General features: G+C 41.1%; 15 protein-coding genes. 10 read left to right on the top strand and 5 right to left on the bottom strand.

Features of this window, described 5'->3' with window-relative positions; translation table 11 throughout:
- Nucleotides 1-513 precede the first annotated feature (513 nt).
- The gene (locus tag D0T84_RS20250) at nt 514-1089 is read left to right on the top strand and encodes a phosphatase PAP2 family protein (RefSeq protein ID WP_163309667.1); all 576 of its coding nucleotides are present in this window, start codon (nt 514-516) and stop codon (nt 1087-1089) included.
- Here D0T84_RS20250 and D0T84_RS20255 read toward each other — a convergent pair.
- From D0T84_RS20255 to D0T84_RS23120, 5 genes are all read right to left on the bottom strand, one after another.
- The gene (locus D0T84_RS20255; protein ID WP_163309668.1) at nt 1078-1851 is read right to left on the bottom strand and encodes an SDR family oxidoreductase; all 774 of its coding nucleotides are present in this window, start codon (nt 1849-1851) and stop codon (nt 1078-1080) included. The genes D0T84_RS20250 and D0T84_RS20255 overlap by 12 nt on opposite strands.
- 3 nt (nt 1852-1854) lie before the next feature.
- Nucleotides 1855-2727 carry a YitT family protein gene (locus tag D0T84_RS20260; RefSeq protein ID WP_163309669.1) on the bottom strand — a complete coding sequence of 291 codons (873 nt, stop codon included), beginning with the start codon at nt 2725-2727 and terminating at the stop codon, nt 1855-1857.
- Between the two features lie 10 nt (nt 2728-2737).
- A complete protein-coding gene (locus D0T84_RS20265) occupies nt 2738-3232 on the bottom strand; it encodes a hypothetical protein (RefSeq protein WP_163309670.1) in 495 nt (164 codons plus the stop codon).
- Entirely contained in the window at nt 3232-6444 is a 3213-nt protein-coding gene (leuS, locus tag D0T84_RS20270; RefSeq protein ID WP_163309671.1) for a leucine--tRNA ligase, read from the bottom strand. The genes D0T84_RS20265 and leuS overlap by 1 nt, the downstream gene beginning before the upstream one ends.
- 513 nt (nt 6445-6957) lie before the next feature.
- Nucleotides 6958-7086: a hypothetical protein gene (locus tag D0T84_RS23120; RefSeq protein WP_255495493.1), complete on the bottom strand. Its 129-nt coding sequence runs from the start codon at nt 7084-7086 to the stop codon at nt 6958-6960.
- A gap of 408 nt (nt 7087-7494) precedes the next feature.
- On the opposite strand from D0T84_RS23120, the gene D0T84_RS20275 reads away from it, so the two are divergent.
- From D0T84_RS20275 to D0T84_RS20315, 9 genes are all read left to right on the top strand, one after another.
- Nucleotides 7495-8055 (top strand): DUF1599 domain-containing protein, encoded by a 561-nt coding sequence (locus D0T84_RS20275; protein WP_163309672.1) that lies wholly within the window; start codon nt 7495-7497, stop codon nt 8053-8055.
- Entirely contained in the window at nt 8056-9396 is a 1341-nt protein-coding gene (locus tag D0T84_RS20280) for a BT_3928 family protein (protein WP_163309673.1), read from the top strand.
- A 30-nt stretch (nt 9397-9426) separates the two neighbouring features.
- Nucleotides 9427-10173: a triose-phosphate isomerase gene (tpiA, locus tag D0T84_RS20285; protein WP_163309674.1), complete on the top strand. Its 747-nt coding sequence runs from the start codon at nt 9427-9429 to the stop codon at nt 10171-10173.
- 234 nt (nt 10174-10407) lie between these two features.
- A complete protein-coding gene (locus D0T84_RS20290) occupies nt 10408-10914 on the top strand; it encodes an SPOR domain-containing protein (RefSeq protein WP_163309675.1) in 507 nt (168 codons plus the stop codon).
- An 18-nt stretch (nt 10915-10932) separates the two neighbouring features.
- The gene (gene folE / locus D0T84_RS20295) at nt 10933-11496 is read left to right on the top strand and encodes a GTP cyclohydrolase I FolE (RefSeq protein WP_163309676.1); all 564 of its coding nucleotides are present in this window, start codon (nt 10933-10935) and stop codon (nt 11494-11496) included.
- A 75-nt stretch (nt 11497-11571) separates the two neighbouring features.
- A complete protein-coding gene (locus D0T84_RS20300) occupies nt 11572-12219 on the top strand; it encodes a TatD family hydrolase (protein WP_163309677.1) in 648 nt (215 codons plus the stop codon).
- A 33-nt stretch (nt 12220-12252) separates the two neighbouring features.
- Nucleotides 12253-13317 (top strand): asparaginase, encoded by a 1065-nt coding sequence (locus D0T84_RS20305; RefSeq protein ID WP_163309678.1) that lies wholly within the window; start codon nt 12253-12255, stop codon nt 13315-13317.
- A complete protein-coding gene (locus tag D0T84_RS20310; protein WP_163309679.1) occupies nt 13304-13783 on the top strand; it encodes a YkgJ family cysteine cluster protein in 480 nt (159 codons plus the stop codon). Before D0T84_RS20305 ends, D0T84_RS20310 begins: the two co-directional genes overlap by 14 nt.
- 177 nt (nt 13784-13960) lie before the next feature.
- Nucleotides 13961-14908, top strand: coding sequence for a phospholipase A (locus D0T84_RS20315; protein ID WP_163309680.1), 948 nt, complete (start codon nt 13961-13963; stop codon nt 14906-14908).
- Nucleotides 14909-15098: the final 190 nt, after the last annotated feature.

Raw genomic sequence — 15098 nt, forward strand, 5'->3', positions numbered from 1 at the left:
TGTACATAGGAAGTGTTATGTTTTGGTTGTTTAGCGATTACTAAACTAACACTTCCTTCTGTTTTTAACAATTTTAAATTAGTCAAGACGACTTCTTTGCCATATACTGTGAAAAAATTTGAATATTCTTTATTTTAAACTCAAAATAATATTTCTTTGTCATTTAGAAGAAACTGTTTAAATTTTTATTCGTTCAAATTTTTAGAGATGTTTATTTACATACGCTTCGCTCCTGTGACCGTTGGTTGAGTTGATAGAAAGGAAAAAATAGCCGAAAACAGCCTAAAAATGAACGAAGAAAAAGATATAATAAAATATTCGTATAAAATTTAAACAGTTTCTTCACAGTACATGACAAAAATTATTCAAACACGATTTGGAGACGATGTAGGGGCAGTGGCTTGTCCCTGCCCGCTTGTCATCGTTTACGGGCACCCACAAGGGGGATGCCCCTACAACAGGATATAAAATTTTGTCATGTACTTAGCAGTTTCTTATTTAAATACAACAATAATGCTTCGGAAAATCATAGAATGGGATAAAGAGTTGTTTTTGTTTCTTAACGATAAACATGTCAGCTGGCTCGACCCTGTTATGCTGTTCTTTAGTTCGTACATCTGCTGGATTCTTGTCTGCCTGCTGATGATTGCGATTATCTATTTCAGGCTAAAGATATGGAAGAAAACCACAACCATCTTTTTCCTGCTTTCTGTAGGAATGAGCGCCTTGTTGACAAACATCATCAAATTTATGGTAGAGCGTCCCCGTCCGATCCACAATGAGGCTTGGACAGATACTATACATGCAATAGAGAAATATAGCACAAGTACCAGTTTCTTCTCCTCGCATTCGGCTACGACTTTTACGATGGCTGTCTTCTTCCTGATGGCATTCCGGCACAGTGCATTTAAGTACTATGGCTATTTAGCTTTGCTCTGGGCTACTATTGTAGCATATAGCCGCATATACCTGGCCAAACATTATCCTATAGATGTCCTTTGCGGAATACTATTCGGTATCACAATGGGGATTGTAGGGTATAAATTACTGGAATATTATACAAATAAAAAGACAACTCTAAGGCCTTAGCCAACGCCTTACCTTCCTTTTTTCTAATAATGAGTATATTTTCAAAAAAACAGGAAAAGCTCTTCCTAATGGATAAAATAAGCGGAACAACACAGAAGGATAAACATTCTTCTTCCCTTTTTCAATCCCCCTTATAATCTTGCGGGCTACCGTTGCGGCATCCTGAGCCGGGAAAGGAAGCGGGGTTTCAGCTTCTCCGGTTGCCTTATCAAAGAACTCTGTGCGGGTAGCTACCGGATATACTGCTGTAATACATACATTTCGCGATTGCTCGTAACGGTATGTACGGATGAAATGGTGTAAAGCAGCCTTTGTAGAGCAGTATAAGGAATATGCAGGCAATGATACCAGCCCTGCTCCTGAAATAGTGCAGGCAAAAGCAACCGTCTTCCCGCCCCTGTCTTTTACCAGCTTTTCGAGAGAATATACAGGCGAAAACACATTCAGGGCATAGATATTCTCAATATGCTGCCAATCGGGATTGTCCAGCTTTTCGAGATATGCGAATCCCGCGTTTGCTATAAAAATATCAATATCGCCAAGTGTCTTGCGCGCATAACCGAAAACGCTGTCAACACCATCCTTGTTGCTTACATCGGCAGCAAAGGGATAAATCACACCTTCTATTTGTGGTATAGTATCTATATGGCGGGCTACGGCGACCACTCTGGCCCCGGAGTACAAAGAGAGGATATAGAGCATCTCCTTCCCTATGCCGGATGACGCGCCTGTGAGGATAATATTTTTGCCCGACAGGTTCATCGCTTATGTTCTTATTTTATCGAATCCTTCTCCGTAAACCCCACGGACGGTACTTTGTGATATAAACGCCCTCTCATCTATGCTCTTTATCAGGCGGAACATTTCGATGGCTTCCGTACGCTTTGCAAGGACTATAATAACTTTAGACGGCTTCTTGGAGTACCATCCTGTACCATCGAGCACAGTACATCCGCGATGCAATTCCGTATTGATCGCATTGGCGATGGTTTCATATTTTTCGGAGAAAATAAATATTTGTACCGACTGGCGAAATCCATTGATTACCATATCGATACAATATGTCATCACGCCCATTACAATCAGTCCGTAAATAATCGTATGGTAGTTGTGAAAAACAAAGAATGAACAGCTGATAATAAAGGAGTCGAAAAGTAGCATCCCCCGCCCGAAAGCGATATTCTTATATTTATTGATAATGGCTATGGCAATATCAGTACCTCCGGTACTACCGTTCGAACTGAATACCAATCCGATACCGACCCCACACATCATACCCCCGATAACCCCCGAAAGAAGAGGCTCGTTCTTTACAAGCGGTTCTGTGATATAGGTCTGGCAAATGGTGAGCAAAAAAGTAAGGACAATTACCCCGTAAATAGTCTTAACCATAAACTTAAGACCCAGCAGTTTCAAGGCTGCAAACAACAAGACACAGTTGACCAGAAAGTAAGTATATTGCAGTGGGATACGGGAATTAGTCGCATATTCCACCAACAGGGCTATACCCGTCAGCCCGCCTGTAACAATACCGCCGGGTTTTATAAATCCGATAAGCCCGATGGCATAAATAGTAAGTCCTAAGAATATCAGCGCATAATCTTTCCAATAAAAATCCTTTAAATATCTTTTGGGCATGGTTCTTTATTTACATTGATTGTTCTATCGTTAAATAAGTCTCTTTCTTTTTATTGTAAAACACATATACATAGGATGTATCGTGCCGCATTGGCGAAATATCGAGCTGACCGACAAACAACAAAGGTTCGCCTTCATCGAAAGGCCAGTCCGGTTCCTGAAGCCATTTTGGTTTTTTCTTCAGGCAATCCAATCCTTTTTTCTGAATTTTGATTTCTTTGGCTAATTTGTTTTCAAACAGATCCGCTTTATGAAACTCAATTCCTCTGCTTGTAAGAAAGTCAGCGATGATAGACTGACTGTTGAATAAGTCCTCTGTGTTCTCAAAATTCCGGTTAACAAGGTAATAATAGAGGTTAACGGCCTCTGCCTTTGCATAGGCAGGTAAATCAAGACCGGAGGATAATAAATCCTCCAGGTCTTTATTATTATAGAGATGCTGCTCTAATGCGGAGGCATCCAGTTTTCCTTCAACAAAGTTTTTTAATATTTCCAGTGATAACATTAAAGAACAATATTCACTATTTTTTTGGGTACTATAATTACCTTCTTAGGAGTTTTCCCTTCAAGCCATTTTGCTGAATTCTGGTGTTCAAGAACTGTTTTTTCTATTTCCTCATTGGAAGCATCAGCCGCAAATTCGATATTGAAGCGTGCCTTGCCATTGAATGAAATAGTATAGTTAACAACATCTTCTACCAGATATTCTTCATTAACGGCAGGCCACCGGGCATCACATACCGAAGTCGTATTGCCTAACGCGTGCCACAACTCTTCTGAAACAAACGGGGCAAACGGGGCAAGTACAACAATAAGTTCCTGTAAGATCGCCCTCTTGCTGCATTTAGCAGATGTCAGTTCATTTACACAAATCATAAACGCGGAAACTGACGTGTTGAAAGAGAACAACTCTATATCGGAAGAAACCTTCTTTATTAGCTTATGCAAAGCTTTCAGTTCCTCTTTTGTTGGTTCTTCATCAACTACAGCAAACTCTTCGCCTTTGTAGAAAAGGTTCCACACCTTGCGCAGGAAACGGTGGACACCATCGATGCCATTCATATCCCACGGTTTAGACTGCTCCAACGGCCCAAGGAACATTTCGTACATACGTAGTGTGTCTGCGCCATACTTTTCGGCTACATCATCTGGATTTACTACATTGTGGTATCTCTTACCCATCTTTTCGATAGTCCATCCGCAAATGTATTTGCCATCCTCAAGGATAAATTCGGCTGTTTCGTACTCAGGTCGCCATGCTTTAAATCTGTCTATATCAAGCACATCGTTGCTGACGATATTTACATCCACATGAATCTCGGAAGTCTCATACTGGTCTTTCAGGTTATACGATACAAATTTGTTAGTCCCGTTGATACGGTATACAAGACTGCTTCGTCCCTGTATCATCCCCTGATTTATCAGTTTCTTAAACGGCTCATCCTCGCAGGAAACATTTATATCGTACAGGAATTTATCCCAGAAACGGCTGTATATCAAGTGTCCTGTAGCATGTTCGGTACCACCGATATACAAGTCTACATTACGCCAGTATTCATCTTTCTCCTTCGATACCAGTTCGTCCGGATTGTACGGATCCATATATTGAAGATAATAGGCGGAAGAACCGGCAAACCCCGGCATCGTATTCAGTTCTAAAGGAAAAATCGTTTTATTATCTATTTTAGACGTTTCTACAACAACCTGATTTACTTCATCCCATGCCCATTTGGTTGCACGGCCTAACGGCGGCTCTCCTGTTTCGGTAGGCAGGTATTTATCCACCTCCGGCAATTCAAGAGGCAGTTTATCCAATGGCAGCATATAAGGTAACTCGCCCTTGTAGTACACAGGGAACGGTTCGCCCCAGTAGCGTTGGCGGGAGAAAATAGCGTCGCGCAGACGGTAATTCACTTTTACCCGTCCCAACTGATTCTCCTTTACATATTCTTTAGTCTTTTCAATCGCTTCTTTTACAGTCAGTCCGTTCAGAAATCCTGAATTCATCATGATACCTTCTTTGGCGTCAAAACTTTCCTCGGATATATCACAGCCTTCGATCAGCGGTATGATTGGCAGATCGAAATGCCTGGCAAAGGCATAGTCCCTGCTATCGTGTCCGGGTACAGCCATAATAGCGCCTGTACCATATCCGGCAAGCACATAGTCGGATATCCAGATGGGGATCTCTTTCCCGTTAAACGGATTAATGGCATAGGAACCTGTGAATACGCCCGTAACCTTACGGTCGGCAATGCGGTCGCGTTCGGTACGGCGTTTTGTAGCATCCAGATATTTATCTACTTCGGCTTTTTGTTCAGGTTTCGTTACCTGATATACATATTCGCTCTCAGGAGCAAGCACCATGAAGGTAACTCCGAAAATAGTATCGGCGCGGGTAGTAAAAACAACCACCTCCCCTAAATCCCCTCCAAAAGAGGGGACTTGAGCTTCGCAAAAAGCCTTTATTTTTTTGAGGACATTGTCTGTATCTGCTATTACTTCTTCATTTGAAAAGCGAAGTATCTTATATCCAAGCTCTTCCAATTTAGCTGAACGTTGTACATCGTATTCCTGTTGTGAAGGATCACTATGATATCCTCCGTCAACTTCAACTATTATACTTTTCTCAAAACATACAAAATCTACAATGAATTGGTCTATTAGATGCTGGCGTCTGAATTTATAGCCAATGCCTTTGTTCCTTAGCATCTGCCACAACGCATTCTCCGCTTCAGTCGGACTTTTTCGGCTCTTCCTCGCGTTATCTATATTAGCATTCCAATCCAATTTGTTTGTAGTATAATTAGGAGGCGTTGCATTCCCCCCTCTTTTGGAGGGGGACAGGGGGAGGTGTATTTCCGCTCCCTCGCTTCTGCCTATCCAGTTGCGTTGCGTCTCTTTGATGGAATCACTCCAGTCTATCCGATCAAGCCCGTCCAACAAACGCTGGGCATAAGCCGAGACGCGCAGACTCCACTGACGCATCAGGCGTTGCTCTACAGGATAGCCGCCACGTTCCGACAAACCATTGATGACTTCATCGTTTGCCAATACGGTGCCCAAAGCCTGGCACCAGTTTACAGAAGTTTCGCTACGGTAAGCTATGCGGTAATTGAGTAATATTTCTTGTTTTATCTCCTCCGAATAGGCTTTCCATTCTGCCGCGGTAAATTGCAGTTCTTCGCTACATGCGACATTTAAGCCCTCCGACCCTACTTGTTCAAAGGCTTCGATAAGTTCAGATATGGGACGTGCCTGCTTTTCATCGTTACAATAATAACTATTGAACATCTGGATAAACGCCCATTGTGTCCATTTATAGTAGCGTGGGTCACAGGTCTGTATTTCGCGGCTCCAGTCAAAAGAGAATCCGATTTTATCCAGTTGCTCGCGGTAGCGGTTTATATTCTGTTCTGTTGTTATGGCAGGATGTTGCCCTGTCTGTATCGCATATTGTTCGGCAGGAAGCCCGTACGCATCATATCCCATCGGATGAAGGACATTAAACCCATTTAGCCTCTTGTAACGCGAATAGATATCAGACGCGATATATCCCAGCGGATGCCCCACATGCAACCCGGCCCCTGATGGATAGGGGAACATATCGAGCACATAGTATTTAGGTTTGCTTTTATCTTCCGTTACTTTGTAGGTCTTGTTGTCAATCCAATATTGATGCCAACGTTTTTCTATTTCTTTAAAGTTGTATTCCATAGCCAAATTTCTTGCAATTTTTACTGGCGCAAAGATAGTTATTTCTTCAGATTTATGCGAATTTATAATATGAATCGATATGTAAAACCGACAGATCTTACTCTATAATAGATATGGATCAGTTTTTAACTCGTTTAAATTATATGTTCTTTAATTTTTTGCATAAAGGCTATCCTAGGCTAAATACTTTAGTCGTAACTCCCTACTGCCCCGCCCTTGCGGGACGTATGCACGGAGCCGCGATGCAATGTTAAGACAGAGGATAGCCCTCAATGTCATTAAGTTAAGCTTTTTTCCTCTTTGTCATGCTGAGGGACGAAGCATCCCGTGTAAGCAAAGTGCTTTTAAGAAAAGAGATCCTTCACTATCGTTCAGGATGACAGGCTATAAGATTTCTTTAACTTAATGACATTGGGATAGACGACCCTATTTGTCAGGCGTCAGCCAGCGCCGTTAGCCAGCGTACGGGGTACCCACCCGGTGCAGGCGGCGTAGAATGAAGTGCGGGCGCTTTTAAGCATCATCTGCCAATCTGTAGAACGATGAATCCATTATCACTTCATTCAGCCGGCAAGCCGATGGTGGGTCGTACGGCGAAGCGGGGCGCAATGCTTTTTTGCTTACTTTTGGAGCTTCGGCCAAAAGTAAGGCAAGCAATCTGTGATTGCGCGCAGATAGAAAAGACCGATTTAAGTAATGGAATTGAACAATAAAAATAGTGTCACTTTTTCGATTTAATTGATTGGTAAATAGTTATATGTTTTTTTGTAAGCTGTCACTTTTATTTTTCATAATACTATTATCCGTAACAAATACTCTTTGTCATCATTCCATCGGAATGATTCGCTTGGTAAATAATACCTAACGGCATAAAAAACACAAAAGGATAAAAAATGCGGATAATTAAATTGTATAATACAGTGCTTTTCTTTATGCTTGAAATGCAAATGACAGAAAGAGTTAAGTGTTTTTATATTTATTGACTGATTATAGAATTCAAGGTTAAACTATTTTTCATACCTTTGTTGGCTGAAAAATAGAGATATTCGCATGGCCAATACAAAACAGCAATTTGAACATGTAATAGCAATATGCCGCACTCTTTTTGCCAAGAAGTTGAAAGATTACGGCGCTTCATGGCGCATACTTCGTCCGCAATCAGTTACTGACCAGATATTAATCAAAGCAAAACGTATAAGAAGCATCGAAGAAAAAGGAATGAGCCTGATAGATGAAGGGATTGCCCCCGAGTTTATCGGTATTGTAAACTATGGCGTGATTGGCCTTATACAACTCGAACTTGGCTTTAGCGATAATATCGACATTAGTGAAGAGCAGGCTCTGGCTTTGTATGATAAGCATATAACGGAGACAAAAGAGTTGATGTATGCCAAAAATCATGATTATGATGAGGCGTGGCGTTCTATGCGCATCAGTTCTTATACCGACCTTATACTGACAAAGATATACCGTACCAAGCAGATAGAGGAGAATAAAGGAAAGACTATCGTATCGGAAGGTATCGATGCCAATTATATGGATATGATAAATTATTCTCTTTTTGGTTTAATAAAACTGGAATTTCCGGACGATAATAATATTAAGGAGTAAATGACTAGTAAGAAAGATATAGCGATAAAGGGTTTAGTTGAAATTTCAAGGATTATACTTGGAGTGACGTTTATATTCTCCGGTTTTGTCAAGGCTGTAGACCCTTTCGGTACAGCATACAAAATAGAAGATTATCTGGCTGCATTTAATCTCTCGTCCCTTTCCTTTCTGGCAATGACAGGGTCTGTATTACAGGCGGTCGTAGAGTTTGCGATGGGAGCCTGTATGTTGTTCGGCTTATACCGCAAATGGAATTCGCGGTTGACGCTTGCGGTTATGGTTTTCATGACATTGCTTACATTGTATCTGGCTATAGCAAACCCTGTAGAAGACTGCGGTTGCTTTGGCGACGCCCTCATTATTACAAACTGGCAGACATTCTACAAGAATATTGTCCTGCTGATATGTTCCGTTGTAGTTTTTATATATTGTGAACGCATCAGTAACTTTTTTACAGGGAAGACGTATTGGCTGGCATTTTTATACATATTCATCTTTATCGGATTGTTTACATTCCGCAACTACCTGTATGATCCGCTTTTCGACTTCCGCCCATATAAGATAGGTGCCGATATTCCCAAGTCGATGAGTGTGGAAGAAGGTAAAGGCCGCGAAGAAAAGACCTTTCTGGTTTATTCTAAAGACGGAGCCGAACAAGAGTTTACAGAAGATAATTATCCGTGGGAAGACAGTACGTGGGTCTTTGTCCGTATGGATACTAAAGTTATAAAAGAGGGCGAAAAGCCTCTGATAAATGATTTCTCTATAAATAAACTGGTGTTTGATACGGAAAAAACGCAGGTTGAAACCCAGTTGGATATAACACAGGAAGTATTGTCCGATTCCAATTATGTTTTCCTGATGATAACCCCCTCGCTCACCAATATGAATATGTCGTATCTGAGCAGTTTCGAGGATGTGGCCAACTATGCGAAGGACCATAATTATGGCTTTTTCTGTGTAACGGCGTCAACCTCGGATGAGATAATGCAATGGTCGAAGGCGAATACCATCAACTTTGACTTTTGCATAGCCGATGGGCGAATGTTGAAAACGGTTATCCGTTCCAATCCCGGTCTTATCCTGTTGAAAGATGGGATCGTAATCAACAAATGGGCGGATATAAACGTTCCGGCCGAAGAGAGCCTGACAAAACCGTTGTCTGAACTGGCGGATGGGCAATTGACGGATGTAACCGCCGAAGACAACAAGAATGTCTTCTATGTGTGTGTCGCGTTTTTCCTGCCGTTGTTGCTGTTAAAGGTATTTGACCTCCTGCTTTACCGGAAGATGAAAAGAGAGAAAAAGAACGAAGTATTAAATGAAGAGGAAATAAAATAATATTAATCAATAAAAACAAATAGTTGAATCATGAGAAAGAATATTGTTGCAGGAAACTGGAAGATGAATAAGAACCTGCAGGAAGGTGTAGCGTTTGCTAAAGATCTGGAAGCTGCTTTGGCCGGAAAAACATTGAAATGTGATGTAATAATCGGTACTCCGTTTATTCATTTGGCAAGCGTGGCTTCATCTACAAAATTAGGCGTTGCCGCTCAAAACTGTGCCGATAAAGCATCAGGCGCTTATACCGGAGAAGTTTCTGCCGCTATGGTTGCTTCTACAGGTGCCAAATATGTTATTCTCGGACACTCTGAACGCCGTACTTACTATGGCGAAACAGATGCTATATTGAAAGAAAAAGTACTGTTGGCTCTGGCTAACGGGCTTGCTCCTATCTTCTGTATAGGCGAAACAAAAGAAGAAAGAGAAACGAATGTACACTTTGACGTTGTAAAAAGACAGACAGTAGATGCATTATTCGAACTTTCTGCGGAAGATTTCTCTAAGATCGTTATCGCTTACGAACCTGTTTGGGCTATCGGTACCGGACTTACCGCTACATCGGCTCAGGCTCAGGAAATGCATGCATTTATCCGCAAGACGATTGCAGATAAATATGGAAAAGAAGTAGCGGACAATACTTCTATACTGTATGGTGGTAGTGCCAACGGAGGTAATGCAAAAGAACTTTTTGCCTGCCCCGATATCGATGGCGGACTTATAGGCGGAGCTTCTCTTGACGTAGAGAAATTTATACCGGTTATCGAAGGATTCTAATATATCTATACTGCACACGGTACGCTTCTGTGCAGGGTTGACGGGTAAACAGGTAGGCAAGTAAACGAATCGTTTCTTGGTTAAGGTGCTTAATGCCAACCGGTTGTTTGGTAAAAAGTGTCTTATGTTTCGTATCTTGTCAACTTTTACAACTCACAAGATAAATTATTATAATTTGCATAATATGTTGTGGATATCTCAGTTGAGAGTCCACAGCATTTTTCCATAATACGTATGAAAAAAAGTTTTTATATTTTCTTTTTCTTTGCATTGATTTCGGCTTGCGCATTCGGACAAAATGATCAGAAATCAATTGTTGACGAATTGAACTCATCCAGATGGGGGCAGGGCAACGTGAAAGTAATGCAGGATGATCTACTTCGGGGTAAACTGGCTGTCAGCAGTACAGATCCGCTTGATTCCGTTGGTAAATCAACGACACATACATCAGCCAATACAAATGTGCCTGCCGGAACCAAAGTAAGAGAATATAAAATTCAAGTCTTTATGGGGAACAATCAGCAGCAATCCAAAAGGGAAGCAGAATCGAAACAGGCGCAGATAAAAAGCGCCTATCCCGAATTGAAGACTTCAGTTTCTTTCCAGTCCCCGTTCTGGCGTTTACGTGTCGGCAACTTCCGTACAAAGGAGGAAGCCCAGGCTATGATGCAGGATATGAAGCGGACATTCCCTTCATTCGGGCGGGAGATGACTATTGTTTCGGAAGTTGTGAAGCGGTAGAAACTATATAAATAAGTAATGCAAGAAGAAAAAAATATAGACCTGTTGGCGGAGCACTATAAGGGGGTAATATCCTTACTGGGCGAAGATGCAGAACGTGAAGGTCTGGTATTGACACCTCACAGGGTAGCCAAAGCAATGCGGTTTCTGACTAAAGGTTATAATGAGAACCCCGAGGAAATTTTAAAAAAAGCCCTGTTTAAAGAAGATTACCGCCAGATGGTAATCGTCAAAGATATTGATTTTTATTCCTTATGCGAGCATCACATGCTCCCGTTCTGGGGAAAGGCGCATGTAGCCTATATCCCTAACGGGCACATAACAGGTTTGAGCAAGATAGCCCGTGTGGTTGATGTTTATGCCCGCCGTCTACAGGTGCAGGAACGAATGACCCTGCAAATAAAGGAATGTATCCAGCGGACATTAAACCCTTTGGGGGTAATGGTTGTTATAGAAGCTCAGCACATGTGCATGCAGATGCGGGGTGTTGAAAAACAAAATTCGACCACCACCACGTCTGATTTCACAGGTGTGTTTAATCAGGCAAAAACAAGGGAAGAATTTATCAACCTTATAAGATAAAAGTGTTCAGGTGTAGGAAATGCAACGGGGTTTTCTTCTGAACAGAAGATTATCTCGTTTTTTTGATTTCGGCTTATGTATTTGTACAATATCCATACTCACGCTGTAGAACCATCTGTAGATTATCAGGTAAGATGCATCTTAAATACATATCCGGAAGATTTCTATGAAAAACGGGAACTGTATCCGGATAGTTGGTTTTCGTGTGGCATACATCCCTGGAACGCCGAAGGCTCGGAAGGACAGATTGAAGTATTGAAAAAAATTGCAGAGCTGCCCGGTGTGGTTGCCATAGGAGAAGCCGGACTGGATAAGCTCAAAGGTGCGGCCATGCCCGTTCAGATGGAAACGTTCAGGAGGCAGATCGGATTGGCGATAGCAGTTCGCAAGCCACTTATTATACATTGCGTGAAGGCATGGGATGAGTTGATAGCTTTGTATAAAGAATATGAATATGGGGAAATCCCGTGGATCATTCATGGTTATAGAGGAAATCAGGAACAGACAAAGCAACTGAGTAAAATTGGTCTTAAGTTCTCGATAGGAGAAAAATTCAATCGAGACGCCTTAAAGTATATTCCTCCGGCAGATATTTTTTGCGAAACAGATACTTCTGATGTGACTATTTGTAAGGTTTATGAAAATATTTCCGAGGTTATAGGGCTAAATAAAAATCATTTTGCTACTTTAGTAGCGGGAAATGTCAATAGAACATTTAAATAAATAACAAAAGTATAAAACACTGTCAGGTAGGTTATGATTGATGTAAATGCTCATATCTTATTGATTTATACCGGAGGTACAATCGGGATGGTTGAAAATCCGGTCACAGGTTCTCTCGAACCTTTCGATTTTGCGCACTTGAATAATCATTTACCTGAATTACAGCGCTTTAAATTTCATGTAGATCATTTGGTATTTGACCCTGTAATAGACTCTTCGGAAATTACCCCCGAGCATTGGAAAAAGATGGTACATATCATCGAGGATAATTATGATAAATATGACGGGTTCGTTATATTGCATGGTACCGATACGATGGCATATACAGCTGCAGCACTTAGTTTTATGCTCGAAAATCTGCTCAAGCCGGTAGTTCTCACAGGGGCGCAATTACCCATCGGAAAATTGAGAACCGATGCAAAGGAGAACCTGATTACCGCTTTGGAGATAGCCGCAGATAAAGACAATCTCGGTTATCCCGTTGTGCCGGAGGTTTGCATATTCTTCCAGAATGATTTATTACGAGGTAACAGAAGCACTAAAGTGAATGCTGACAATTTTAATGCTTTCAGGTCTTATAATTATCCGAATTTGGGTAAGTCGGGGATACAGATCAGATATGACCGCAAAGTGATCCATCAGCCCGATTACGAAAAAAAGACCATCTTTCATTACAGGCTCGACAATAGGATAGCGTCACTGAAATTATTTCCGGGTATTGATAAACAGACCGTTGAGGCTATTCTGACATTGAAAAACATAAAGGCAGTTATCCTCGAAACCTATGGATCGGGAAATGCGCCATTGTCCCCGTGGTTTATCGAACTGATACGCGAAACAGTAAAACGTGGCGTTATTATCGTCAATATATCGCAATGTGAGATTGGGCTCGTCAATATGCAACGGTACGAGACAGGGCGTGAACTTCTGCGCGCGGGAGTTGTCAGCGGTTTCGATGCTACTTTCGAAGCGGCTTTGGCCAAACTGATGTTCCTTATAGGCCATAAATATGACAAGGAAGATATAAAAATAAGGATGAGGGTTCCTCTGATAGGAGAAATATCACGATTGGAAGATAGGGAAAATGAAACGATATGAAAATCTGAAACTACTCTCGGAGAAAGCAAAGCCGGTATTTCAGGAATATTATAAAAAGAACAAAAGGCGGCTCTCTAAGATGGATACTATCGTGCATCAACTTCATGCCGACGTTTCCGATAAGATAGATTGCCTTACCTGCGCCAATTGTTGCAGGTCTTTGGGGCCGGCCATTTACGATAAAGACATAGAGCGCATGGCCAAAGCATTGCGCATGAAGCCATCCGAGGTAGTATCAAATTATCTGCGGATAGATGAAGACGGGGATTATGTCTTCAAAAGCATGCCTTGCCCTTTTCTTATGCCGGATAACTATTGTTCCATCTACGAGTCCAGGCCGAAAGCTTGTCGCGAATATCCACATACCGACAGGAAAAATTTTGAACAAATATATAAACTGACCGTTAAGAATGCAGATACTTGTCCGATAGCCTATGAGGTGCTTCGTGGGCTTATGGATAAATAAGAGCCAATAATAAAATTTTCGCTAAAATTTGAACAGGCTCTAAATGTCTGATATAAAGTCTATTCTATGAAAACGAGCATGAGCCGCTATTTGTCAACGCGTATTGTGATCACCAATGATAAGAGCAGGCTTTAAGCATGTGAGTTTCCATACATTCATCAAAAATAAAATTATCGTATGAGAAAACGGCTCATTTTTCTTTTTTTATGCTTACTTACTATTCCTGCTTTGCATTCACAAAATGAGTCGGTTATAGATTCTATACCCCCGGTAAGGCAAGATGGAGACACAACATCTACTAAAAATCTGGGAGACTTTATCTCTCATCAGACAGACGCTATTGTTGGCTCTCTGTTTGGTGCTTCCAGGCAGCTCAGCAATGCGGATAGTATCATAAATAAATTTGATGCCCTGCCTTCATTTGGCATATATAAAGACAATTATTTCATTGTGGGGACAGATATGTTTAAGAAGCCCACTAAGATGAACTCAGATGCGAAATTTCAGGTCAGCATACGGCACCGGTTAACCAATAGTACATTGCCGTTCAAAACATATTTCTTTCTCACATATACACAAAAAGCATTCTGGGATGTTTTTCAGGAGTCATTCCCTTTCAGGGATTTAAACTACAACCCGTCTTTGGGTTTAGGGCGGGCATTAGTGCGGCACAACCGTTTTTTAGGAACTATCTCATTGCAATTCGAACATGAATCTAACGGAAAGAATGGCGAAGACTCCCGTAGCTGGAACAAGGTCTCTTTCAGCACATATCTTACCCTGAATGATCGTTGGACTTTTCATTCTAAAACCTGGATACCTATCGTAGATGGAAAAAATAACAAAGACATTGTAAAATATTCCGGGTGGGGGCTTATTGGTATAGATTATTCCAGCCCCAAGAAGAAGTATAATTTTGGTTGCGTTGTAACAAAAAGGGGAGGGGTCAATTTAAATGCCAATATAATAGCAAATTTCTCGGTACGATTATTTAACGATGACAATCAATTCCTCTTTTTAGAATATTATAATGGGTATGGCGAGTCGATGTTGGATTATAAGCAATACCGCCAACGGTTACGGCTGGGTATTGTTATTAAGCCAAATTTCATAAGTATGTATTAAAAGTCACTTTATTATTCATTTTTTTTGTTGAGTGTAATCTGTTTGTAATGAAGTGCCTGTCTATTTATTCCTCCAATTTCTTCAAAATAAGTTTTAATTATTTTCCTTTAATATTTGGATTGTATTAAATAAGTTTTTACTTTTGCACCCGCTTTACCGCCATAAGCGACCCTTAAGCGAGAGGGTTTGG

The organism is Dysgonomonas sp. 521 (assembly GCF_010501055.1).
Lineage (GTDB): Bacteria > Bacteroidota > Bacteroidia > Bacteroidales > Dysgonomonadaceae > Dysgonomonas.

Excerpts from the sequence above, each read along its gene's own strand:
- D0T84_RS20315 (WP_163309680.1), top strand. The coding sequence starts at position 13,961 with ATGAGAAAACGGCTCATTTTTCTTTTTTTATGCTTACTTACTATTCCT.
- D0T84_RS20300 (WP_163309677.1), top strand. The coding sequence starts at position 11,572 with ATGTATTTGTACAATATCCATACTCACGCTGTAGAACCATCTGTAGAT.
- D0T84_RS20310 (WP_163309679.1), top strand. The coding sequence starts at position 13,304 with ATGAAACGATATGAAAATCTGAAACTACTCTCGGAGAAAGCAAAGCCG.
- D0T84_RS20305 (WP_163309678.1), top strand. The coding sequence starts at position 12,253 with ATGATTGATGTAAATGCTCATATCTTATTGATTTATACCGGAGGTACA.
- D0T84_RS20275 (WP_163309672.1), top strand. The coding sequence starts at position 7,495 with ATGGCCAATACAAAACAGCAATTTGAACATGTAATAGCAATATGCCGC.
- D0T84_RS20260 (WP_163309669.1), bottom strand. The coding sequence starts at position 2,727 with ATGCCCAAAAGATATTTAAAGGATTTTTATTGGAAAGATTATGCGCTG.
- leuS (WP_163309671.1), bottom strand. The coding sequence starts at position 6,444 with ATGGAATACAACTTTAAAGAAATAGAAAAACGTTGGCATCAATATTGG.
- D0T84_RS20290 (WP_163309675.1), top strand. The coding sequence starts at position 10,408 with ATGAAAAAAAGTTTTTATATTTTCTTTTTCTTTGCATTGATTTCGGCT.
- folE (WP_163309676.1), top strand. The coding sequence starts at position 10,933 with ATGCAAGAAGAAAAAAATATAGACCTGTTGGCGGAGCACTATAAGGGG.
- D0T84_RS20265 (WP_163309670.1), bottom strand. The coding sequence starts at position 3,232 with ATGTTATCACTGGAAATATTAAAAAACTTTGTTGAAGGAAAACTGGAT.
- D0T84_RS20280 (WP_163309673.1), top strand. The coding sequence starts at position 8,056 with ATGACTAGTAAGAAAGATATAGCGATAAAGGGTTTAGTTGAAATTTCA.
- tpiA (WP_163309674.1), top strand. The coding sequence starts at position 9,427 with ATGAGAAAGAATATTGTTGCAGGAAACTGGAAGATGAATAAGAACCTG.
- D0T84_RS20250 (WP_163309667.1), top strand. The coding sequence starts at position 514 with ATGCTTCGGAAAATCATAGAATGGGATAAAGAGTTGTTTTTGTTTCTT.
- D0T84_RS20255 (WP_163309668.1), bottom strand. The coding sequence starts at position 1,851 with ATGAACCTGTCGGGCAAAAATATTATCCTCACAGGCGCGTCATCCGGC.